Origin of the sequence: Prevotella sp. P4-51, assembly GCF_002251455.1 — a bacterium.
Lineage (GTDB): Bacteria > Bacteroidota > Bacteroidia > Bacteroidales > Bacteroidaceae > Prevotella.
The window spans coordinates 110,696-132,169 of the sequence record NZ_NPJM01000031.1 but is presented as its reverse complement, the minus strand read 5'-3'; the positions used below and the strand labels follow the sequence as shown (position 1 = coordinate 132,169).

Below are 21,474 nucleotides of genomic sequence, written 5' to 3'. Positions count from 1 at the left end.
GTGTTATGAACTATCGGGAAACTGTTAATTATCTATATGAATGCACCCCTGTTTTCGAACATGTGGGTGCATCTGCATATAAAGAAGGTCTGGATAATACTCATGCGCTTGACAAACACTTTGGTCACCCGCATCAGCACTATAAGATTATTCATATTGCGGGAACTAACGGTAAAGGTTCTTGTTCTCATACGCTTGCTGCAATATTGCAAGATATGGGATATAATGTCGGACTATATACATCTCCGCATTTGGTAGATTTCAGAGAACGTATCCGTGTAAATGGCGAAATGATACCCGAAGAGTATGTGGTGGACTTTGTCGAAACAGAAAAGAATTTCTTCACTCCCCTTCATCCTTCGTTTTTCGAGCTAACCACAGCAATGGCCTTTAAGTACTTTGCGGAGAAGCATGTTGATTACGCCGTTGTCGAGGTAGGTCTTGGAGGGCGCCTTGATTGTACAAATATAGTAACTCCAATATTGTCAATCATTACTAATATAAGCAAAGACCATACCCAATTCCTTGGTGAAACATTGCCTCAGATTGCAGCGGAGAAAGCGGGGATAATCAAGCCAAATACGCCTGTCGTCATAGGGGAAGCAATCCCTGAAACGCGTCATGTCTTTGAACACAAAGCAATCGAAACACACTCCAAGATTATTTTTGCAGAAGACGCTTGCGAAGTAGTCTCGGTTGATAAATCTCAGGGTGGTGGTATCTCCTATCAAACGGTTAACTATGGCGTCGTTACGGGTGCTCTGATAGGAGAATATCAAATAAAAAACACAAATACAATCCTATGTGCTATCCGAGAATTAGGCATAACGGATGTTGAGGCTGTGAAGAAAGGATTCCTCAATGTTGTTCAGCTGACTGGCCTCATGGGAAGATGGCAAATATTGTGCAACAAGCCATTGATAGTATGTGATACAGGACATAATGTTGGCGGTTGGAAGTATTTGTCAAAGCAAATTATCCACCAAGAATGTCATCAAAAGCACATTGTATTCGGAATGGTTGATGACAAGGATATTGATTCTGTTATGGAGTTGTTGCCCAAAGATGCTATTTATTATTGGTCCCAGGCAACTACGCATCGAGCTATTCCAAGTCAGGTTGTTGCTCAAAAAGGGCTTGCTCACGGACTTGTTGGTCGTGTTTACGATAGCGTTGAGAGCGCCTATATGGCAGCGCTTGCAAATGCCGTCCCCGATGATTTCGTTTTTATAGGAGGAAGCAGTTATATTGTGTCTGATCTGCTTGCCTGTCTCGCGACACCAAAAGAATAATTGTCTTTTGGTGTCGTTTTCTTTATATATAGCGGTACATTTCGCCAATCGTCTAGTGCCATAGTGCTTTGTTAATTGTTTTTAACGCAACAAACGCGATAATAAATGGCGTGACTTTTGTGGTATTCACTTTTTTTTATTTACTTTGCAAGTACATAAAGTAACTAAAAACTTTTTATGATGAGCACAACAGAAACAGAACACATCTGTGGCCTGAGACGAGAAGACTTTCAGGCCACAATCAATGGAAAGAAGACAGACTTATACTTCCTGAAAAATAATCGTGGCAACGTGGTGGCTATTACCAATTATGGTGGCGCATTGGTTGCAATTATGGTTCCTGATAGAAATGGTGTAAAGGCCAATGTCATACAAGGACATGACAATGTACAAGATGTCATCAACAGCCCGGAACCCTATCTTTCGACCCTCATTGGTCGCTACGGAAATAGAATTTGTAAAGGCAAATTCCAGTTGCATGGCAAAGAGTATCAATTACCCATAAACAATGGTCCCAACAGCTTGCATGGCGGAAAGAAAGGATTTAACGCTAAAGTATGGGATGCCAGACAAATGAATGAACACTCTTTGGTTCTTGAATATACCAGCCCTTATGGCGAAGAGGGCTTCTCAGGTGAAGTTAAAACTACTGTTGTTTATAGTTTTACTGATGATAACGAACTTGTTATCGATTATATGGCTACTACAAATAAGAAAACCATCATTAACCTTACAAGCCACGGTTTTTTCTCTTTGTCGGGTATTGCTAATCCAACTGCAAGTATAGAGAACCTTATTTGTCAAATAAATGCTGATTACTATCTTCCAATTGATGAAACGAGTATTCCTACCGGAGAAATTCGTTTTGTAAAAAATACTCCATTTGACTTTACCTCACCTAAAGCTGTTGGCAAGGACATAGACGCCGATGATGAGCAAATAAGGAATGGAGCTGGCTACGACCATTGCTTTGTTCTTAATAAGAAAGAAGAGGGAGAGCTTAGTTTTGCTGCAAAAATCGTTGAACCAGTGAGTGGCCGTACTATGGAGGTTTATACAACAGAGCCAGGTGTACAGGTCTATACAGACAATTGGGCTGATGGCTACAAGGGACAGAATGGAGCTACATTCCCCCGTCGTAGCGCAATCTGTTTTGAAGCTCAGCACTTCCCCGATTCCCCAAATCACCCATATTTCCCATCTGTCGTGCTTAAACCTGAAGGTAAATATACGCAGAAGACCATATACAAATTTAGCGTAGAACAATAGAATAATCATAATAACATCATTAATAACAAGTAAAATGGAAAAATTAGAAAAGAAACAAGGTAGTATTATTGCCATTTTGGCAATGGTCTTCCTTTTTGCGATGATTGCGTTTGTGACTAATCTCTGTTCGCCGATGGCAGTTATTCTGAAAAACAATTTCTCAGTAAGCGAATCGCTTGCCCAAGTTGGTAACTATGGCAACTTTGGTGCCTACCTCCTTATGGGTATCCCCGCAGGATTGCTTATTCAGAAGTTTGGTTATAAGACTACTGCATTGGCTGCTTTGGTTGTAGGTATTGTTGGCTTACTTGTACAGTGGCTTAGCGGCTCTGTCGGTTGGTCTAGTGGTACAATTGGATTTGTTGTTTATCTTATTGGTGCCTTTGTATCAGGACTTTGCATGTGTATGCTTAACGCTGTAGTTAATCCAATGCTTAATCTGCTTGGCGGAGGCGGTAACAGAGGAAATCAATTGGTTCAGATTGGTGGAGTCTTCAATTCTGCCGCAGCCGTATGCGTTTACATCCTTATGGGTAGCCTTATCGGCGATGCTGCTACAGCAAAGGTTTCAGACGCCCAACCTGCATTGTTTATAGCCTTGGCAATCTTCATATTTGCCTTTGTCGTAATATTCTTTACTAAAATCCAAGAACCACAGCAAGCAGCGAAAGCTAAAGAAGCAAAAGACGAGCACAGTTGCTATTCTTTCCGCCATTTCAAACTCGGTATGTTGGCTATTGCTGTTTATGGTGCAGTAGAGGTATGTCCTCCTACTTACATCTTCTCTTATCTTACCGCTGCAAAAGATGCTACTAATCCTGGATTAGGAATGGATGCCGGTTATTGCGGTACACTGGGTGCTGTTTACTTTATCTTTATGCTGATTGGTCGTTTCGTTGGTGGTATGATAGGTGGTAAGATTTCTGCAAAGTCCATGATTTCTACCGTCAGCATTGCGGCTATCATCCTTACAGCAGCAGGTATGCTTTTGCCCGAGACCATGATGGTAAAATGTCCTGGTATCGACTATACCCATCTTACTTTGGTATGGGGTGAGATACCCGTCGGCATCTTTGCATTCCTGTTGGTTGGCCTTTGTGCTTCTGTTATGTGGGGTGGCATCTTCAATCTTGCCACAGAGGGACTCGGAAAATATACAGCTGCTGCCTCTGGAGCCTTCATGATGATGGTTGCAGGTTTTGCTGTTATGATCTTTATCCAGGCTAAGGTTATCGACTTTACTCACAACTACATCTCCAGCTTTATTGTAGTACTGCTGAGTGCTGTATACATTTTATATTATGCACTTCTCGGCTCAAAGAATGTGAATAAAGACATTCCTGTAGAATAACATTACAATTATTATATTGTCTAACCTTTTTGAATTTACAAACTATGGATATTGAAAAAGTAAGAAGCCGCTTCATCAAGCATTTTGATGGCAAAACTGGTAACATTTATATGTCTCCAGGTCGTATCAATCTTATTGGTGAGCATACTGACTATAACGGAGGTTTCGTCTTCCCAGGAGCTGTAGATAAAGGTATTATGGCGGAGGTACGCCCTAATGGTACTGATACAGTTATGTGCTACTCTATTGACCTTAAGGATCGCGTAGAATTTAAGGTTAACGACCCCGTAGGTCCTCGCACTACTTGGGCAAGATACATTTATGGAATCGTGCAAGAAATGAAGGCCCTCGGTGTGGATGTTAAGGGTTTCAATACTGCTTTCTACGGAGATGTACCACTTGGTGCAGGCATGTCTTCTTCTGCTGCTTTGGAGAGTTGTTTCGCATTTGCGCTTAATGACCTTTTTGGTGACAATAAAGTTTCCAAATGGGATTTGGCTCTCGCCGGACAAGCTACGGAGCATAAATATGTCGGTGTAAACTGTGGTATTATGGACCAGTTTGCAAGTGTATTTGGTAAGGAAGGCAAACTTATGCGTTTGGATTGCCGTTCTCGAGAATTCGAGTACTTCCCTTTCAACCCAGAAGGCTTCAAATTGGTGCTGCTTGATTCCAAAGTTAAGCACGAACTCAAGGGCTCACCATATAACGACCGCCGCAATAGTTGCGAGAATGTAGTAAAACACATAGCCGCCAAACATCCAGAGTCTCATTTTGAGACACTTCGTGATTGTTCTTGGGAGCAATTGGAAGAGGTTAAGGATGAGGTAGGAATGGAAGACTACACTCGCGCACACTTCGTTCTTGGAGAAAAGGATCGTGTACTTGCTGTATGTGATGCTTTGCAGAAAGGCGATTATGAGACCGTAGGCCAAAAGATGTATGAGACCCATGACGGCCTTAGCAAGGAGTATGAAGTTTCTTGCGAGGAGCTTGACTATCTCAATGAGTTGGCTAAGGAAAATGGTGTCACTGGAAGTCGCATCATGGGCGGTGGCTTCGGAGGCTGTACCATCAATCTGGTAAAGGACAGCATCTATGACTCATTCATTGCTAATGCAAAGCAGAAATTTGCCGAGAAATATGGTCATGAGCCAGCTGTATACAACGTCGTTATCAATGACGGTGCTCACAAAGTATGCTAATTTAGCATAGGTTCTTACGGCAAATAATATCATCTAATAATTATAAAAAAGCCATTGTTCTATACGGACAGTGGCTTTTTTTGTATCCATTAGAAAATAATCATTGCAAATGGCCGTTTATCTAAAAAAAAAGATGTATATTTACACCCAAAAAGGAAATAATACTAAAAACAACGAAATAATGAAAAGAGTCAGAAATCTAACATTATGCATTGGAATTATAACCGTTTTCCTCTGCGCTTGCTCAGGTGGTGGACAGCGTACTATCTCTGGACTTAACCCTGCTGATTTTGATACCATAATCAACAACAAAGCCGTAAAGCTGTTTACCTTGACCAATGAAAGTGGTATGGAAGCCTGTATCACCAATTATGGTGGAAGACTCGTTTCATTGTGTGTACCCAACAAAGCTGGACAATTGACAGATGTGGTCTTGGGTTTTGACAATATTCATCAATATGCTGATACGGTCAATACACCCAGTGATTTCGGAGCATCTATTGGCCGTTATGCCAATAGAATCAATAAGGGACAGCTTAAAGTTGGCGGAAAAACAATTCAGCTACCGACCAATAACTTTGGTCACTGTCTGCATGGCGGTCCGTCTGGATGGCAGTATCAAGTATATGATGCGGTTCAACCGAATGACAGTACTCTGCAATTATCAATTGTATCTCCCGATGGAGACAACAATTTTCCTGGAACGGTAACCGCTAAAGTCATTTATACATTAACAAGCGATAATGTATTGGATATCAAGTACGAAGCTACTACTGATAGAGAGACTGTAATCAATATGACCAACCATTCTTATTTTAATCTGACTGGCGATATGAGCCAGGCAGGTACAAATATGGTTCTTTATATTAATGCAGACAATTATACCCCAATTGATTCGACTTTTATACCCAATGGCAAGGTCAAGTCTGTCTATGGTACCCCATTGGATTTTACCAAACGCCATGCGCTTTATGAAACGATTGGTGATACAAGTTTTGAGCAAATCAAGTATGCCAGAGGATATGACCACAATTGGTGCCTGAACACATATACCAAAGGCAAAGGTAACGACAAAATAGTTGCAGCAAGCCTTTATGCTCCCAATACAGGAATTTGTCTTGAAATGTTCACTACCGAGCCTGGCGTACAAGTATATACAGGCAATTTCCTTGATGGTAAAGTTAAAGGAAAGCATGGCATTGCTTATCCCAAGCATGCGTCGGTATGCCTGGAAAGCCAGAAATACCCCGATTCACCGAACAATCCTAATTTCCCATCTTCATATATCAAACCTGGCGAGACATACATTAGCCATACAGCATACAGATTTAGAGTCAAGTAGTGTGCCGACAGATATAATGAGGACCATATAATTTTATTATATAATGAACGAAACGAAAGTTATGAACCGTGCAGCCGACAATATCCGCATTTTGGCTGTTTCTATGGTAGAGAAAGCTAATTCAGGCCATCCTGGAGGTGCTATGGGCGGAGCAGATTTTATTAATGTGCTTTTTTCCGAGTATATGGTTTATGATCCAGATGATGCAACGTGGACAGGACGTGACCGCTTCTTCCTTGATCCCGGGCACATGTCGCCCATGTTATATTCTGCACTTGCCTTACAGGGAAAATTTACAATAGACGAGTTGAAGCAGTTCCGCCAGTGGGACTCTCCTACTCCAGGTCATCCAGAACGTGACATCTGCCGTGGTATTGAGAATACATCAGGTCCGTTAGGTCAGGGACACACATTTGCAGCGGGTGCTGCAGTTGCCGAAAAGTTCTTGGAGGCACGTCTCGGGAAAACCGTTATGCAGCATAAGATTTATGCCTATATTTCAGATGGTGGCATAGAAGAGGAGATTTCCCAAGGTGCTGGTAGATTGGCCGGACTTCTCGGGCTCAACAATCTTATCATGTTCTATGATTCTAATGATATTCAGCTTTCTACCGAATGTAAAGTCGTAATGCAGGAAGATACCAAAGCAAAATACGAAGCATGGGGTTGGAATGTTATTACTATCAATGGAAATGATGCCGACGAAATTCGCCATGCACTTGACATGGCCAATCTTGAGCAACATCGCCCGACTCTTATTATCGGCAAAACCATTATGGGTAAAGGCGCCCTCAAAGAAGATGGCTCAAGTTATGAAAATACGATTAAGACTCATGGCGCCCCCCTTGGTGGGAATGCTTACCGCAATACGGTGACTGCTCTTGGTGGAAATCCTGATGATCCATTTGTTATTTTCGACGAAGTAAAAGCTCTCTATGCCAATCGGGCCAATGAATTGAGAACAATCGTTGCCGAGCGTAGAAAGGCAGAAAAGAAGTGGGCAGAAGAAAATCCGGATAAGGCTCAGCTTAAGGACACTTGGTTCTCGGGCAATGCTCCTCAGATAGATTGGAGTGGTCTTATCCAAAAGCCAGACATCGCTACTCGTGCAGCATCGGCGGCTTGCTTGGGCGTTCTTGCCGAACAGGTACCCAATATGATTTGTTCCTCTGCCGATTTGTCTAATTCCGACAAGACCGATGGTTTCTTGAAGAAGACACATGATCTTAGCAAGGACGATTTCACAGGTGCGTTCTTTGAGGCAGGCGTCAGCGAGCTTACTATGGCTTGCATGTGTATAGGTATGTATCTCCATGGCGGAGTCATTCCTGCATGTGGAACATTCTTCGTATTCTCTGACTATATGAAGCCTGCTGTCAGATTGGCGGCATTGATGGAAGTGCCAATCAAGTTTATCTGGACTCATGATGCGTTCCGTGTCGGTGAAGATGGACCTACCCATGAACCAGTAGAGCAAGAGGCTCAAATCAGACTCATGGAGAAACTGAAAAATCATCACGGCAAGGATTCGGTTCGCGTATTCCGTCCTGCTGATGCCAATGAGGCTACAGTATGTTGGCAGATGGCAATGGAGAATATGGATACGCCGACAGCATTGATATTCTCACGTCAAGGAATCAAGAATTTGCCCGAAGGCAACGATTATCAGCAAGCTCGCAAGGGTGCATATATCGTGGCTGGCTCAGATGAGGCGTTTGATGTGGTGCTGCTTGCAAGCGGTTCTGAAGTGTCAACATTGCAGGCCGGTGCAGAACTTCTGCGCCAAGATGGCATTAAGGTTCGTATCGTGAGCGTGCCATCAGAAGGATTGTTCCGTCGACAGAGCAAAGAATACCAGCAGATGGTTCTGCCCACAGGTGTCAAGCGCTTTGGTCTCACAGCCGGACTTCCTGTCACTCTTGAAGGTCTTGTAGGTGAGAATGGCAAGGTATTCGGTCTTAACAGCTTCGGATTCTCTGCTCCTTATAAGGTATTGGATGAAAAGTTAGGCTTCACAGCCCAGAATGTATATAACCAAGTTAAAGAACTTCTAAACAATTAAAACTATGGACGTAAAGACAGTCGGAGTCGCTTGCGATCACGCAGGCTATCCATTAAAGCAGTTTGTTATCGATTATCTTGAGAAGAAAGGTTATTCTTACAAAGATTATGGTACATATAGTGACTCAAGTGTTGACTATCCTGATTTCGCTCACGAGTTGGCTAAAGGTATAGAAAGTGGCGAAGTTTATCCAGGCATTGCTATATGCGGCAGTGGAGAAGGTATGGCGATTTGCTTGAACAAGCATCAGGCAGTTCGCGCAGGATTGGCATGGTGTATTGAGATTGCCGGCCTTATTCGTCAGCACAACGATGCAAATGTATTGGTTCTTCCTGGTCGCTTTATAGACAACAAGACGGCTGAAGCCATAATGAACAAGTTCTTTGCAACCACATTTGAAGGTGGTCGTCATGAGCGCCGTGTCAAGAAGATTCCTGTTCAGGATTAAGTAAATTACAACTAATATGAAAGTGCCATTGCTTTGCATTGGCACTTTTTTATTTTACTGTCTATTTTATGACAATGGTTTTGAACCAGTCCTTTAGTGTATTCGCATATTGCCCCTGTGAGTCTGACACCAAGACTACAACTTGCGAGCCATCGGCAAGTTGTGGGCCCAAGCACATGCCTTCATAATTGGCAATATTTCGTTTGAAAAGTCCTATGTTAGTTTTCCATTCCGCCAAAAGGAATTTATCCATAACAGGTGTTTCGTCTGCTGTGATTTCTTTATCATGCGTTATAGGCATTGAGGGCCAGGCTTGATAAATCTTGCAGTTTACAAAACTACCCATAAGCATTGGGGGAACGTAGAATTCTCGTTCCAAAACAAGCAGTGACCCGTCGGCAAGAGGTGTTATGGCCGAGACGCCCATGGCATAATACTTGGAAGGTTTTCTGGCAATAGGTTTGTCCATTTTGTAAACGTATTGCTCCATAGCCTTAAGAGAGTCACTGAAAGATTGAAAACGTAATCGGTTTTCAATCGGGTTGTTGACTTCAGCCCTACCCCCATCTCCATTCAATGGGCTTTCATTACAGGTCCATAAGCGATGCATAGACTCGGAATATCCCAAGGCTTCAAACCCCATGTTTGCAGCAGAATTCTTGAAGATTTCTGGTATTTCGGCCTCTCGTCCGGTAGGTGTTCCATCCAGACTATATTCCAAGATTCTATTAACAGCCTCTCCGCTTATCAGTACCGAATTGATAGGCTTGATATAAGCTATCCCCTCACCGTCTCGGTTGGACATGCCCGATGACACAAAACCATGATTGGATACATACAGAATATTTCCGGTCAAGCTATCTATCTCTATAGTAAACAGATGGAAACCATCTGATGCTGATTTGTCATCGACAACGAGATATTCATTGTTGCCCAAATAGGTTATGCCACTATAGTTACCTGCTTTGACAGATAAGGGGAAGGAATGTTGCGGATTTATACGGATTATTTGTATAGTATCCCGGCTTTCCGCATGAGTGGCTATTGATGTCAGAAGAAGGTAAATAGCCAGACAGAGTTTTCTAAATCGCTGCATAGGTAAGCACATATTTGTCATTGCAAAGATAATGCACCGACTGTTTCTTTTCTATTTTCAGGTCATCTACCTCGATATCTCCTTCTTCCCGCTGATCAAATGGGGCGATTCGCATATCAAAGAAATCCAAGTTTTCGTTAGCAAATAGCTTATAAATCGTTTCCTTTGCGCTCCAATGGATGAGTTTCGCATAGAGAGAGTCTGCCACCTCATCATTTCTGATGAACTTGGAAGCGACACGCTCTACCCTATTGCTGATGAATTCGATGTCTATAGCCACCTTGTGCCGAGTTGAGAGCAGCAGTGCCGCATAGCCACGGGTATGGCTTATGCTGACATGATAGCCGTCGATTACTGGTCGTGACAAATCGTCATGCTCAATACGTAAACAGGGATTGTCTGTCATCGCAAACAATAATCCATAGACGGCCAGCACTTCTTTGCGTCTTGATTCTGAATGGAAATGCTCAATCTTATCAATCACGCCAGCCAACCGATTGTCAGTTGCTATTATATCGTCTATGGTGTCTTCTATCCGCCACAATCCCATATGGCATTGAGGTGCGATTGCGTCAATACTTATAAGTGGCATGGTCAATTGTTGTGCAAATCGTGTACGATAACCTTTACCCTACTGATGCGTCTACCCTCCAGCTCCATTACTTCAAAGGTGTAATTCTTGTAGTCTATGCGTTCATGCAGGCTAAGGAAGTCTCCCTTGATTTCGAGCAACATTCCTGCCAGAGTATCAGCATCGCCTTCCACATCGCAGAAGGCGTCGTCATCGACATTAAGAATTCGGCTCAAATCACTTAGCAGTGTTTTACCCTCAAAGAGATAGGTATTATAATTAATCTTGGAATACGTTTTTTCGTCATCATCGTATTCGTCATTGATTTCGCCTACTATTTCTTCCAGAATATCCTCAAGCGTAACCAAGCCGCAGGTGCCGCCAAATTCATCTACCACAATGGCAATATGGATTTTGTTTTCTTGGAATTCGCGCAACAAGTCGTCTATCTTTTTGGTTTCGGGGACAAAATAACCCGAGCGAATCAGACTCTGCCATCTGAAATTGGCCGGCTTGGAGACGTGAGGCAGCAGATCCTTGATATACAAAATACCGCGTATGTTGTCATCATTGTCCTGATAGACAGGAATGCGACTATAGTTGTTTTCCAGGATACATGACATCACTTCAGAAAACGAGCTACGAATGTCTATATCGACAATGTCCTGTCGGCTGGTCATAATTTCCTTCGCCGTCTCATCGCCAAAGCGGATGATGCCTTGCAGGATGCTCTTTTCGTCCTTGATTTCATTCTTGTCAGTCAACTCCAATGCCTGTTCCAGGTCATCCATGCTCAGATGCTGGTTTTCCTTGTGTACCATCTTCTCCAAGAAAATGCCGCTCTTGATAAGTATCGTTTCGAGCGGCCAAAAGAGCCGGCGCATGAACATTATTCCTCCAACTGATACTCGGCAATATGCTAAAGGATTCTGCCGACTGTAGACCTTGGGTATAATCTCGCCGAAAAGGAGCAACAGGAATGTAAGGATGACAGTAAGGCTCAGAAACTGCAGCCAATAAGCCTTGGCGCCAAAACTGATTAAGTTGCCAAAAGCATAGTTGCATAGCATGATGATGGTAACATTGACGAAATTGTTACCGATAAGGATGGTTGCCAGTGTGCGCTCATTGTCTTCGCGCAACATACTTATATGCTTGTCCTTCTTGGTCTTTGACTGCTCGAGTTCAGATACATCAGAAGGAGACAAACTGAAGAATGCTATCTCGGAAGCACTGGCAAACCCAGATACAAACAACAGCAATATTGCCATGACAAAGGCAAAGAGTACGCCAAAGGATGGCGCATTCAAGTGTACATCGCTTAATGTTTCAGATAGAAATGTAATGTCCAATGTCAGAATAACCTTAATTAAAATGGAAGTACCTTGTTGTTTTCGGCAGAGGCAGTGCCACCATCAGTCTTGCCCTGTTCGCTTGTGGGCGTGGGCTGAGATGTAGTTTTCGGGGTAAGCATTTCCATATTTTCCACTAAAATCTCCGTCAAATATCGACGGTTGCCCTGCTTGTCGTCATACGAACGGTAACGTATGCGCCCTTCTATATACAACTTGTCACCCTTCTTGACGTATTTTTCGACAATTTTGGCTAAGTTGCGATAGAAGACAAGATTGTGCCAGTCTGTATGGTCTGGCACCTGTGTGCCATTTTGAAGGGTGTATCCGCGCTCGGTGGTTGCAAGTGATACTTGGGCTACGGCCTGGTCAGCCTCATAGTAGCGCACATCAGGATCTTTGCCCACATTGCCTATCAACATTACTTTATTCATAAGTCACATTCCTCCTTCCATCTTCCTAAATAAGAGAACTTAAAGTTTTTACCCTTGGCAGAAGGGAATTGGCTGCGTGCGTCGACGCGCTGGCGCAGATATTCTACCATCCGGTTATAGCAGTCCATGCCTGACACGGCTTTGCACCTTACCTCAAAATGGGTATCTCTATATTCGTGCTTGCCGGTATTGGGAACCATTACAACGCGCTTGAAATCCAAACTACCCTCATACCATCCTTCGCGAATCTCAGTAAGTTTAGTGGTGACAGAGGCTATCAAGTCGCGGCGGTCATTCATACCTGGAACCATTGGGCGTACAGCTTTCTTCTGCTTGAAATCATCCATGTTTTGAGCGGTCGTCTTTATCATTATAAAATATACGCGTGGACGAACCTTATATCTCTTCGGGAAAAACATATCGTTGCTTGCAAACTCACGTATGTCTTTCTCCATACTGGGGGTAATATCAACTTCTGGAATAGAACGAAGAAAATCCAATGCTTCTTCAACGCTATAAACAAGAATTTCCTTATCGAAATATCTAATGTATAAATTCATTTAATTTTGATGTTTCTCTAAAAATAAAAAGGACAAGAAAAGAGCGGCAAACGAGACTCGAACTCGCGACCCCGACCTTGGCAAGGTCGTGCTCTACCAACTGAGCTATTGCCGCACAAGAAATAATTTTTTATTTGTGAAGAGGAGGAGACTCGAACTCCCACGACATAATTGTCACTACCCCCTCAAAGTAGCGCGTCTACCAATTCCGCCACCCCTCCAACAAATAAATATCTCAGATAAAAACCGTGCCCAGAACAGGACTCGAACCTGCACGCCTTGCGGCACACGCACCTGAAACGTGCGCGTCTACCAATTCCGCCACCTGGGCATTGAGAAAATTCTCTATTGGCTTTATCCAAAATGTGAGCGGCAAACGAGACTCGAACTCGCGACCCCGACCTTGGCAAGGTCGTGCTCTACCAACTGAGCTATTGCCGCATAAATCCTTTTGTAAGGAGCATTTCTCTAAATGCGATGCAAAGGTAGTGCTTTTTTGTTATACCTGCAAGTCTTTCCAAGTTTTTTTTCATAAAAACATTGATTTTTTCTATTCTTCTGCTCATATACGACAATGCCACCTTATTATATTATATAAACAGCAAATTCGAGCCTATTTTGCCCGAAACCGAAAAATACTAAAATTACAAGTGGGAAATGCTCAATGCGAGATTTTATCTGACGATTTCAGGCTATGATTTGAATAAATTCAACTTTGAAATGATAAATAATTGCTGTTTCGGACATTTGGTTTTGGATGGAAAAACTATCTTTTGATGAATAACCAAGATAAAAATACTCAGTTCCCTTTTGGTATAACAATAAAAAGCACTATCTTTGCTATAAAAATAAGCAATGCTAAAACGACTATATCTATTACAAGCTGCCTTATTGGTAGCGATGACAATATGCGGACAAAACCTTGAATACAAACAAATCAAGGCTACCAGCGGATTGAAAGATGGGCAAGACTGCTTTGTTACTGGTGAAAGACAGACTAAATTGTATGATTTGGTTCTTAGTAGAGATGATAGAAGTGATGTTGTCTATGACTTCAAAGGCACAGCTACGTATAAGGAAATTGATAAGTTAGCTGCAAATACTCAAATGTTTAAGGTAAAACTGGTCGAAGATAAGTTCTACCTATATTTGCCTGAGTCAAATGCATTTGTATCTATAGTCGATAATAGTATTTCATCTAACAATGTTTTGCAGTTCATGTTTGCCCTTACTGCCGACGCGCGTAGCCCCATTACCTTTGAAACCGCCAATGGCGTGACTGATGTCAAGGTGGGGAGCAAGTTCATGCGCTTTCATCGTACTGCATATACCTATCGCCTGATTAACAAAAGCTCTACTGATTATCTTCCTATCAAATTTTATGTAGTCCAAGAGAAGGGCGAGGACCCTGTGCTGGAGCTCAACGGTAATACCGACTTGACGAATACAAAGTTTACGGGTACCATCAAGTTCGATAGAAAATTTGAAGTGGGTTATTATAACACGTTGGTGCTCCCCTTTACCATTGATGACCCATGGGAAGTTTTTGGTGAAGGAGTTGAAGTTTATGAGGGTGTCTCTGGAACTGCAAACGAAGTGGGTTTCAAGAAGCTGAAAAAGGGTGACAAAATGACAGGTTACAAGCCATATCTCATTGGTGGCACTTGGAAGGAGGCTCCTTATTATATCAAAAATGTCACTCTTACCTACAATTCTGTTGGCACGAGACTCAAGACGACTGTGGGCAACCAAACCCTGCATAGCGTCTTCCAAAAGGCGCAAATGGGTAAAACGGGGAACTATGTACTCTATAAAGATCAGCTGCGCAGCTGTAAAAATGTTCAGTCGCTGTATATAGAGCCATACAAGTGGTATCTGATGACTCCTAAAACCAAATCCAGCGCAACGCAATGTGAGAGAATTATCTTTCTTAATACCGACAATTAGTGGTTATTCGAAAGATAATTTCTCAAGTCTGTCGCGCAGAACCGGGGCCATTTCTTGCCGTATCGACATAGAAATGGAACAAGTGTTATCAAAAGTCTGCGATACAATGCGCGGCTGCATCTCTTTGATGACACGCATCACTGCATTCATCATAGGGTATGGGAATGAATAGGTTATGACTTCCTCAACCAGGCGGGTTTCGATGGTCGCGTGGTCCAAGGCATCGGCGGCTGCGGTGCGGTATGCGACAATCAGGCCGCCGGTTCCCAAGTTGACACCGCCATAATACCTGACCACAATTACCAGCACATTGGTCAAGTCATAAGAATTAATCTGTCCCAATATGGGCTTGCCTGCCGTGGATGAGGGCTCGCCATCATCATTGGCTCGGAAATCGGCCTTGTCGGCACCAAGCACATAGGCATAGCATACGTGTCTGGCGTCATAATACTTTTTACGGTATGACGCCAGAATGTCCTTAATCTCATCGATGGTCTCTACATGATGAGCAAAGGCGAGAAATTTACTCCGTTTCTCCGAGTAGAATCCCTCGCCTATTACTTCTGTTATTGTCTTATATTCGTCAGTCATCAAGTTTGTGTATAACCAATCCGCTTCTCAATTTGGGTTCAAACCAAGTGGCCTTGGGAGGCATGATTTTGCCGCTGTCGGCAATATCCATAATCTGTTGCATGGTCACTGGATAGAGGGCTAATGCCATGCGCATTTCTCCGGAGTCAACACGGCGTTTGAGTTCGCCCAATCCACGAAGACCGCCAACGAAGTCGATGCGCTTATCGCTGCGCAAGTCTGTAATATTGAGAAGTTTATCCAGTATCAATCGAGAAGAAATGTCAACATCCAAGACGCCGATGGGGTCACTGTCATCGTAGGTTCCTTCTTTGGCAACAAGGCTATACCAAAGTCCATCAAGATAGAGCGAGAACTCGTGCAAACGGGCGGGATGATATTCCTGCTCTCCCTTCTTCTCTACGATGAAATCGGCTGTTAGCGCTTCCAAGAATTCCGCTGACGACATACCGTTCAAATCCTTGACGACTCTATTGTAATCGAGAATGGTAAGCTGGGATGCCTGGAAGCAAACTGCCATAAAGTAGTTGTATTCCTCGCTTCCTGTATGATTGGGATGCTTGCCTGCCTTTTCGGCACCTACAAGCGCAGCTGCTGCTGAACGATGGTGCCCATCGGCAATGTAAAGGCTCGGCATCTTGGCAAACTCGGCCGTGATGGTCTGGATGTCTGCAGCGTCAGACACAACCCACAACTGATGTCTGAAGCCGTCAATGGGGGCTATGAAATCGTATTCAGGTTTGGTCGCAGCATATCTTGTCAGCAATGCGTCAAGCGTCTGATTGTCAGGATATGCAAAGAAGACAGGCTCCATATTGGCATCACAGATTCTGACATGCTTCATGCGGTCTTCTTCTTTGTCTCTACGTGTCAATTCATGCTTCTTGATAACGCCATTAAGATAGTCATCTACATATGCTCCAACAACAATACCATATTGGGTTTTGCCATTCATTGTCTGGGCGTATATATAATAATGTTCCTCGGAATCCTGAACCAGCCATCCATTCTTCTGGAAAAGTTCAAAATTCTCTTTGGCACTTTCATAAACACGTGGGTCGTATTCGGAAGTGCCTGGCTCAAAATTAATTTCCGGTTTGATGATATGATAAAGACTCTTCTCGTTATCCCCTGCTTCTATTCTTGCCTCTTCTGAATCAAGAACATCATAAGGACGAGATTCTACATCCTCGACATATTGCTGAGGAGGACGAACACCTTTAAAGGGTTTGATGATTGCCATAATTAAGTTTAGGTTTGTTAAGAAAAAACATCCCCTCCACCAATGGCGGAGGAGATGATCTTTTATAGATTATTTGTTCACTTGATACTTGGTGTCACCCTTTTCAAAGAAAGAGTTAATCTGACTCGCTGCGGCGATACCTGCATTGATATTTGCCTCAGCAGTTTGAGCGCCCATCTTCTTGGGAGTGGCATAATAGCGTCCTTCGAACTTTGCGAAATCCTCGTCGGCATCGGGCTTGATGTCTGATATGTATTTCATGTCAGTACGCTCTGCCATGAGCTTCAGCAGTTCGGCCTCATTGATAACCTCCTTACGGGCAGTATTGATGAGGATTCCTCCCTTAGGCATCTGGTTGACCGTGCGATAGTCGATGCTATTGATTGTCTCAGGGGTAGCAGGAATATGCAATGAAACCACATCATTGTTCTGGAACAACTCATCCACGCTGCTACATGCATGCACGCCTGCTGCTTCTATTGCTTCTGCAGGACAATATGCATCATATGCAGATACTGTCATACCAAATCCCTTTGCAATGCGGGCAACATTACGGCCGACATTACCAAAAGCCAAGATACCTAATCGCTTGTCTTTAAGTTCTGAACCGCTTTTACCGTTATAAAAATTACGTACAGCGTATACCAACAGACCAAAAACGAGTTCTGCTACTGCGTTGGAGTTCTGGCCTGGAGTGTTTTCTACAACTACGCCTTTCTCCTTGGCATAGGCGCAATCAACATTATCATATCCTGCACCAGCACGAACTACAATCTTGAGGTTCTTGGCTGCATCGAGAATTTCGGAAGTAACCTTGTCTGAACGGACAATCATTGCATCTATGTCAGCAACGGCCTCTAACAGCTGGCTCTTTTCTGTATATTTCTCAAGAAAAACAACCTCGTTTCCAGCGGCTTCCAACTCATTCTTGATACCTACAACCGCAGGTGCTGCAAATGGTTTTTCTGTTGCAACTAATACTTTCATATCCAATATATTAATGTTGATTCTCAAAATCCTGCATGGCCTTAATCATGGCCTTAACACCTTCGATGGTCTGTGCGTTATAGCATGACGCTCTGAAACCTCCAACAGAACGGTGGCCCTTAATGCCCACCATGCCGCGCTCAGTAGCGAAATCAAAGAAGTCCTTCTCCAACTCTTTGTATTCTTCGTTCATGACGAAGCAAATGTTCATCAATGAGCGGTCTTCCTCCTTAACTGTGCCATGGAACAGCTTGTTGCGATCGATTTCTGAGTACAGCATATCAGCACGCTCTTTTGCACGGCGATCCATTTCTGCGACACCACCCTGGGCTTTCACCCAACGCATAGTTTCCATCAATGAATAAATGGGGACAACTGGAGGAGTGTTGAACATAGAGCCCTTGTCTACATGTGTACGATAATCTATCATTGTGGGCAATTCGCGGGGAGCTTTACCAAGCATATCGTCTTTAACAATAACCACGGTAACGCCGGCCATGGCCATATTCTTCTGGGCGCCAGCATAAATAGCCGTATATTTAGACACGTCTATCGGGCGGCTCATAATATCTGAACTCATATCCGCGATAAGTGGAACGTCTACATCGAAGTCCTTGCGGTATTCCGTTCCATAAATCGTATTGTTGGTGGTAACGTGCAGATAATCAACGTCAGCAGGAACCTCAAAATCCTTAGGATAGTAGGTGTAACCTGCATCTGCAGACGAGGCGACTTCTACAACTTCACCAAAAAGTTTTGCTTCTTTCTCTGCCTTCTTTGCCCATGTTCCAGTGTTCACATAAGCTGCTTTCTTGAGCAAGAAGTTGGCTGGAATCTGCATGAACTGCAGAGAAGCGCCGCCTCCAAGGAAAATAACCGAATATCCGCTTGGTATATCAAGTAATTCCTTGATAAGAGCAACACTCTCATCTACTACAGGCTGGAAGTACTTAGCGCGGTGGCTAATCTCCATCAAAGACAAACCACAACCATTGAAATCCAACATTTGCTTGGCTGTGTTCTCAATCACCTCTCGTGGCAACATAGAGGGACCTGCATTAAAGTTGTATTTTTCCATACGAATCAATATTGATTAAATAGTTAAGTTGATTTATATTGCGAAAATACGAGATTTATTCGGCATGAACAAATAAATACCTAACAATTTTTGATAAACCTTTAATTTTTGTTCATTTTCTCATTTTAGGGGCTCAAAACGCGTCTTGACGCCTTTGATTTTCTCTCCAGCCAAGCGTTGTAGAACTCTCGATAATTTCTGCGAAGGAACGGCAACGTAGGAATAATAATCCTTGACATCAATACGACCTATCTCATTGTTTTCAAGCTCTGCCTTTTTGCACAACAGACCGACAATATCACCTTTGGATATCTTGTCTTTTTTACCCTTGCCGATATAAATCGTGGCCATTGTCGGCAGAGGTATGGTGGTGATGTCGTCTTGCAGGGTAAATTCCTTTATCTCAGCTTCCACATATTCCGGGATGCTTTCTTCTGGTCCCAGAACGAAGTAACTGTCACCCATAGCATTCCAGCGAGCCGTGCGCCCTACCCTATGCACAAAGGCATCTTCAGTATCGGGAAGATGATAATGAATTATATTCTTGATATTGGGAATATCCAGACCGCGAGATGCCAGGTCAGTACTTACTAGTATATTGGAAGAACCGTTAGAGAAACGGTAGATTGCTGCTTCGCGCTCTTTCTGCTCCAAGCCACCATGATAATAACTGACAACAAAGCCGCAATCCTTCAAGTAGTTAGCAGTACGCTCCACGCCATCCCTGTAGTTGAGGAAGACGATAGTACTGTCTGAGCCTAATTGACAAAGAAGTTTCCCCAAGACTTCCAATTTGTCCTTTTGAGGACTACGCACTTGGTATATACTTACTCTGTCGGAAATCTGTTCGTCTTTGGGAATGAAGTCCATCACCTTGAAATTGCTTTTCAAGATGGTCTGGTGGCGCATTTCTTCAGCTGGGGTTGCTGATAGAAGTATCTGCCGTGCTTTGAAGGGCAGACGATTGATAAGATAAGACATTTCCTCATGGAAGCCCATTTCGAGGCATTTGTCAAACTCATCTATTATTATCCACTTGACGCTGTCGACGTCCACATTGTCTTTGTCGATGTGGTCGTTCATTCTTCCTGGAGTAGCAAATATGATATGGGGCTTGAGCTGACGGAGCTGACGGTGTTCATCCATCGTAGGTCTACCACCATAGCATGCATAGCCGCGAACATCGTTGCCGAGACTGCGCAACACATTCAAAGACTGCAGAGCCAATTCGCGTCCAGGGACAATGACTATCGCTTGCAAGTCATCCGAAGCCGTGTCTACCATGCATACCAATGGCAAAATATAGGCCAATGTCTTGCCTGAGCCAGTTGGTGACAAAACCATAATGTTGTCAGTTGTATGCTGAATAGCCTTGACTACAGTACCCTGCATCTCATTGAGATGATTTATACCGATTTTTTCGGTAAGTTCATTGATTGTTTTCATTTTAAGAGTTTGTCTATTTCATCAAATTCTTTGCCCATATTCAAGTTCAAGTAAATGGTATATAGAGGAAGCCCCCATAGACCCTTCTCGTCAGGAACCATCTTCCTGTATTTTTCCAGGTATGGCAACGCCTTTTTATATAACTGTATGATTTCTTTCTTTTGTTTGTCAGTTTGTTTCAGAGCTTTGTCTGCTTCTACTGCTTGGTTGAAGTAGGACAAACCTGCATTGAGATATGCACCAAGGATAGTGCTGTCTTTTGCAATGACGCTATCGCAGAGGTCGATGCACTCTTTATAGCGTTTCAAGCTAAGCAACACCGAACTTTTGGTGAACTTGAATAGATTGCTGCTATCATTTACTTGCAAGGCCTTATCACAAAGAGAAAGCGCAGCGTCATATTGTTCATTTTTGGTATAATATTCAATCAGACGTGGGAAAAAGAACGGGAAGCGGGGATACTTTTTGAAGCCTTCTTCCAAGACACTTACATATCTCATCGTGTCTTTCTCCATTTTATAAGTCTCGGCAAGATACTGTAGCATATATTGATAATGTACCGTATCCTTTAATGCCCAATATGCATAATGAAACGTAGCTTTCGGGTCTTGGAGTTTGTAACCGCAATAGACTGCCCAATAAGCAGCCGAAGGCATATTTTTGTCGGTTTCACCGTATTTGTAACCGGTGAACAGCGGCTGGATACTACAGTTGAGGTACATATCAAAGAAATTGTATGCCTCCTTGAAATTCTGCTTGTTTACAAAGTAGGCGCCACCATTGTAGAGATTTCTGCGATGTACGTCGAGCATAGCGGCATGCTTTTTGCGATAGACGAGTTTCACTCTACCCTTCTTGTCGGTCTGGGCGTCCACAGAGTCGAGCCCTTCAAGAGTCTGGAACATCTTTTTGACCGACAAGAATAACTTGGCTGTATCGTAATCTTGCTTCAGATACAACTTCTCATTGCCTTGTTCATATTGTTTCTTCTGGGCCTCATAGAGTGTGAGCCATATCTTCTCATTGTTTCTATTGGCCGAATCTTTCAGGAGATTAGCCATGCTACTCTCGGCCTGCTCCAGGTTGGTTCCTTTCTTGATATTGTCTTTGGCCAAAGATATTTCTTTCTTCTGCGCATTGATTTGCAGACAGATACATATTATGCATAATAGTAATGTTATCCTTTTCATCGTGCTTATG

General features: G+C 43.2%; 19 protein-coding genes and 4 tRNA genes. 8 read left to right on the top strand and 15 right to left on the bottom strand.

Annotated elements, in window-relative coordinates; translation table 11 throughout:
- Positions 1–5 precede the first annotated feature (5 nt).
- The 7 genes from CIK94_RS03370 to CIK94_RS03340 all read left to right on the top strand — a co-directional run bounded on the left by CIK94_RS03370 (position 6) and on the right by CIK94_RS03340 (position 8,969).
- A complete protein-coding gene (locus CIK94_RS03370) occupies positions 6–1,292 on the top strand; it encodes a folylpolyglutamate synthase/dihydrofolate synthase family protein (RefSeq protein WP_094421295.1) in 1,287 nt (428 codons plus the stop codon).
- 177 nt (positions 1,293–1,469) lie between these two features.
- Entirely contained in the window at positions 1,470–2,561 is a 1,092-nt protein-coding gene (locus CIK94_RS03365) for an aldose epimerase family protein (RefSeq protein WP_094388955.1), read from the top strand.
- Positions 2,562–2,595: 34 nt separating this feature from the next.
- Positions 2,596–3,912, top strand: a complete 1,317-nt coding sequence (locus CIK94_RS03360) for an MFS transporter (protein ID WP_094388956.1) — start codon at positions 2,596–2,598, stop codon at positions 3,910–3,912.
- Between the two features lie 44 nt (positions 3,913–3,956).
- The gene (galK, locus tag CIK94_RS03355; RefSeq protein ID WP_094421293.1) at positions 3,957–5,117 is read left to right on the top strand and encodes a galactokinase; all 1,161 of its coding nucleotides are present in this window, start codon (positions 3,957–3,959) and stop codon (positions 5,115–5,117) included.
- A gap of 181 nt (positions 5,118–5,298) precedes the next feature.
- Positions 5,299–6,459: an aldose epimerase family protein gene (locus tag CIK94_RS03350; RefSeq protein WP_094421416.1), complete on the top strand. Its 1,161-nt coding sequence runs from the start codon at positions 5,299–5,301 to the stop codon at positions 6,457–6,459.
- 43 nt (positions 6,460–6,502) lie between these two features.
- Entirely contained in the window at positions 6,503–8,521 is a 2,019-nt protein-coding gene (locus CIK94_RS03345) for a transketolase (protein WP_094421291.1), read from the top strand.
- Positions 8,522–8,525: 4 nt separating this feature from the next.
- Positions 8,526–8,969: an RpiB/LacA/LacB family sugar-phosphate isomerase gene (locus tag CIK94_RS03340; protein ID WP_094385399.1), complete on the top strand. Its 444-nt coding sequence runs from the start codon at positions 8,526–8,528 to the stop codon at positions 8,967–8,969.
- 61 nt (positions 8,970–9,030) lie between these two features.
- Here CIK94_RS03340 and CIK94_RS03335 read toward each other — a convergent pair whose 3' ends face one another.
- The 9 genes from CIK94_RS03335 to CIK94_RS03295 all read right to left on the bottom strand — a co-directional run bounded on the left by CIK94_RS03335 (position 9,031) and on the right by CIK94_RS03295 (position 13,423).
- Positions 9,031–10,065: an esterase-like activity of phytase family protein gene (locus CIK94_RS03335; RefSeq protein ID WP_094421289.1), complete on the bottom strand. Its 1,035-nt coding sequence runs from the start codon at positions 10,063–10,065 to the stop codon at positions 9,031–9,033.
- On the bottom strand, positions 10,052–10,657 hold the full coding sequence (locus CIK94_RS03330; protein ID WP_094421287.1) for a 4'-phosphopantetheinyl transferase superfamily protein: 606 nt from the start codon (positions 10,655–10,657) through the stop codon (positions 10,052–10,054). The genes CIK94_RS03335 and CIK94_RS03330 overlap by 14 nt, the downstream gene beginning before the upstream one ends.
- 2 nt (positions 10,658–10,659) lie before the next feature.
- On the bottom strand, positions 10,660–11,988 hold the full coding sequence (gldE, locus tag CIK94_RS03325) for a gliding motility-associated protein GldE (RefSeq protein ID WP_254046128.1): 1,329 nt from the start codon (positions 11,986–11,988) through the stop codon (positions 10,660–10,662).
- 17 nt (positions 11,989–12,005) lie between these two features.
- Positions 12,006–12,422: a single-stranded DNA-binding protein gene (locus CIK94_RS03320; RefSeq protein ID WP_094385407.1), complete on the bottom strand. Its 417-nt coding sequence runs from the start codon at positions 12,420–12,422 to the stop codon at positions 12,006–12,008.
- The gene (locus tag CIK94_RS03315) at positions 12,419–12,982 is read right to left on the bottom strand and encodes a hypothetical protein (protein WP_094385409.1); all 564 of its coding nucleotides are present in this window, start codon (positions 12,980–12,982) and stop codon (positions 12,419–12,421) included. The genes CIK94_RS03320 and CIK94_RS03315 overlap by 4 nt, the downstream gene beginning before the upstream one ends.
- Positions 12,983–13,024: 42 nt before the next feature.
- Positions 13,025–13,097 (bottom strand) — tRNA-Gly (locus CIK94_RS03310).
- A gap of 22 nt (positions 13,098–13,119) precedes the next feature.
- Positions 13,120–13,203, bottom strand: a tRNA-Leu gene (locus CIK94_RS03305).
- Between the two features lie 28 nt (positions 13,204–13,231).
- Positions 13,232–13,313 (bottom strand) — tRNA-Leu (locus CIK94_RS03300).
- A 37-nt stretch (positions 13,314–13,350) separates the two neighbouring features.
- Positions 13,351–13,423: transfer RNA gene (locus CIK94_RS03295), tRNA-Gly, on the bottom strand.
- A gap of 414 nt (positions 13,424–13,837) precedes the next feature.
- Here CIK94_RS03295 and CIK94_RS03290 point away from each other — a divergent pair.
- Positions 13,838–14,929, top strand: coding sequence for a hypothetical protein (locus CIK94_RS03290; protein ID WP_022309601.1), 1,092 nt, complete (start codon positions 13,838–13,840; stop codon positions 14,927–14,929).
- 3 nt (positions 14,930–14,932) lie between these two features.
- Here CIK94_RS03290 and CIK94_RS03285 read toward each other — a convergent pair whose 3' ends face one another.
- The 6 genes from CIK94_RS03285 to CIK94_RS03260 all read right to left on the bottom strand — a co-directional run bounded on the left by CIK94_RS03285 (position 14,933) and on the right by CIK94_RS03260 (position 21,464).
- Positions 14,933–15,520 carry a YigZ family protein gene (locus CIK94_RS03285; protein WP_022309600.1) on the bottom strand — a complete coding sequence of 196 codons (588 nt, stop codon included), beginning with the start codon at positions 15,518–15,520 and terminating at the stop codon, positions 14,933–14,935.
- Complete coding sequence (locus CIK94_RS03280; protein ID WP_094421285.1) at positions 15,513–16,763, bottom strand: DUF1015 domain-containing protein; 1,251 nt, start codon at positions 16,761–16,763, stop codon at positions 15,513–15,515. Before CIK94_RS03280 ends, CIK94_RS03285 begins: the two co-directional genes overlap by 8 nt.
- Positions 16,764–16,832: 69 nt before the next feature.
- Complete coding sequence (locus CIK94_RS03275) at positions 16,833–17,750, bottom strand: NAD(P)-dependent oxidoreductase (RefSeq protein ID WP_094385415.1); 918 nt, start codon at positions 17,748–17,750, stop codon at positions 16,833–16,835.
- A gap of 10 nt (positions 17,751–17,760) precedes the next feature.
- Positions 17,761–18,828, bottom strand: a complete 1,068-nt coding sequence (gene serC, locus CIK94_RS03270; protein ID WP_022309597.1) for a 3-phosphoserine/phosphohydroxythreonine transaminase — start codon at positions 18,826–18,828, stop codon at positions 17,761–17,763.
- Positions 18,829–18,948: 120 nt separating this feature from the next.
- Complete coding sequence (locus CIK94_RS03265) at positions 18,949–20,274, bottom strand: DEAD/DEAH box helicase (protein WP_022309596.1); 1,326 nt, start codon at positions 20,272–20,274, stop codon at positions 18,949–18,951.
- Positions 20,271–21,464, bottom strand: coding sequence for a lipopolysaccharide assembly protein LapB (locus CIK94_RS03260; protein ID WP_094421283.1), 1,194 nt, complete (start codon positions 21,462–21,464; stop codon positions 20,271–20,273). The genes CIK94_RS03265 and CIK94_RS03260 overlap by 4 nt, the downstream gene beginning before the upstream one ends.
- Positions 21,465–21,474 lie beyond the last annotated feature (10 nt).

What these genes read in the sequence shown, in the direction of transcription:
- CIK94_RS03370 (WP_094421295.1), top strand. Translation starts at nt 6, where the DNA reads ATGAACTATCGGGAAACTGTTAATTATCTATATGAATGCACCCCTGTT.
- CIK94_RS03365 (WP_094388955.1), top strand. Translation starts at nt 1,470, where the DNA reads ATGATGAGCACAACAGAAACAGAACACATCTGTGGCCTGAGACGAGAA.
- CIK94_RS03360 (WP_094388956.1), top strand. Translation starts at nt 2,596, where the DNA reads ATGGAAAAATTAGAAAAGAAACAAGGTAGTATTATTGCCATTTTGGCA.
- galK (WP_094421293.1), top strand. Translation starts at nt 3,957, where the DNA reads ATGGATATTGAAAAAGTAAGAAGCCGCTTCATCAAGCATTTTGATGGC.
- CIK94_RS03350 (WP_094421416.1), top strand. Translation starts at nt 5,299, where the DNA reads ATGAAAAGAGTCAGAAATCTAACATTATGCATTGGAATTATAACCGTT.
- CIK94_RS03345 (WP_094421291.1), top strand. Translation starts at nt 6,503, where the DNA reads ATGAACGAAACGAAAGTTATGAACCGTGCAGCCGACAATATCCGCATT.
- CIK94_RS03340 (WP_094385399.1), top strand. Translation starts at nt 8,526, where the DNA reads ATGGACGTAAAGACAGTCGGAGTCGCTTGCGATCACGCAGGCTATCCA.
- CIK94_RS03335 (WP_094421289.1), bottom strand. Translation starts at nt 10,065, where the DNA reads ATGCAGCGATTTAGAAAACTCTGTCTGGCTATTTACCTTCTTCTGACA.
- CIK94_RS03330 (WP_094421287.1), bottom strand. Translation starts at nt 10,657, where the DNA reads ATGCCACTTATAAGTATTGACGCAATCGCACCTCAATGCCATATGGGA.
- CIK94_RS03320 (WP_094385407.1), bottom strand. Translation starts at nt 12,422, where the DNA reads ATGAATAAAGTAATGTTGATAGGCAATGTGGGCAAAGATCCTGATGTG.
- CIK94_RS03315 (WP_094385409.1), bottom strand. Translation starts at nt 12,982, where the DNA reads ATGAATTTATACATTAGATATTTCGATAAGGAAATTCTTGTTTATAGC.
- CIK94_RS03290 (WP_022309601.1), top strand. Translation starts at nt 13,838, where the DNA reads ATGCTAAAACGACTATATCTATTACAAGCTGCCTTATTGGTAGCGATG.
- CIK94_RS03285 (WP_022309600.1), bottom strand. Translation starts at nt 15,520, where the DNA reads ATGACTGACGAATATAAGACAATAACAGAAGTAATAGGCGAGGGATTC.
- CIK94_RS03280 (WP_094421285.1), bottom strand. Translation starts at nt 16,763, where the DNA reads ATGGCAATCATCAAACCCTTTAAAGGTGTTCGTCCTCCTCAGCAATAT.
- CIK94_RS03275 (WP_094385415.1), bottom strand. Translation starts at nt 17,750, where the DNA reads ATGAAAGTATTAGTTGCAACAGAAAAACCATTTGCAGCACCTGCGGTT.
- serC (WP_022309597.1), bottom strand. Translation starts at nt 18,828, where the DNA reads ATGGAAAAATACAACTTTAATGCAGGTCCCTCTATGTTGCCACGAGAG.
- CIK94_RS03265 (WP_022309596.1), bottom strand. Translation starts at nt 20,274, where the DNA reads ATGAAAACAATCAATGAACTTACCGAAAAAATCGGTATAAATCATCTC.
- CIK94_RS03260 (WP_094421283.1), bottom strand. Translation starts at nt 21,464, where the DNA reads ATGAAAAGGATAACATTACTATTATGCATAATATGTATCTGTCTGCAA.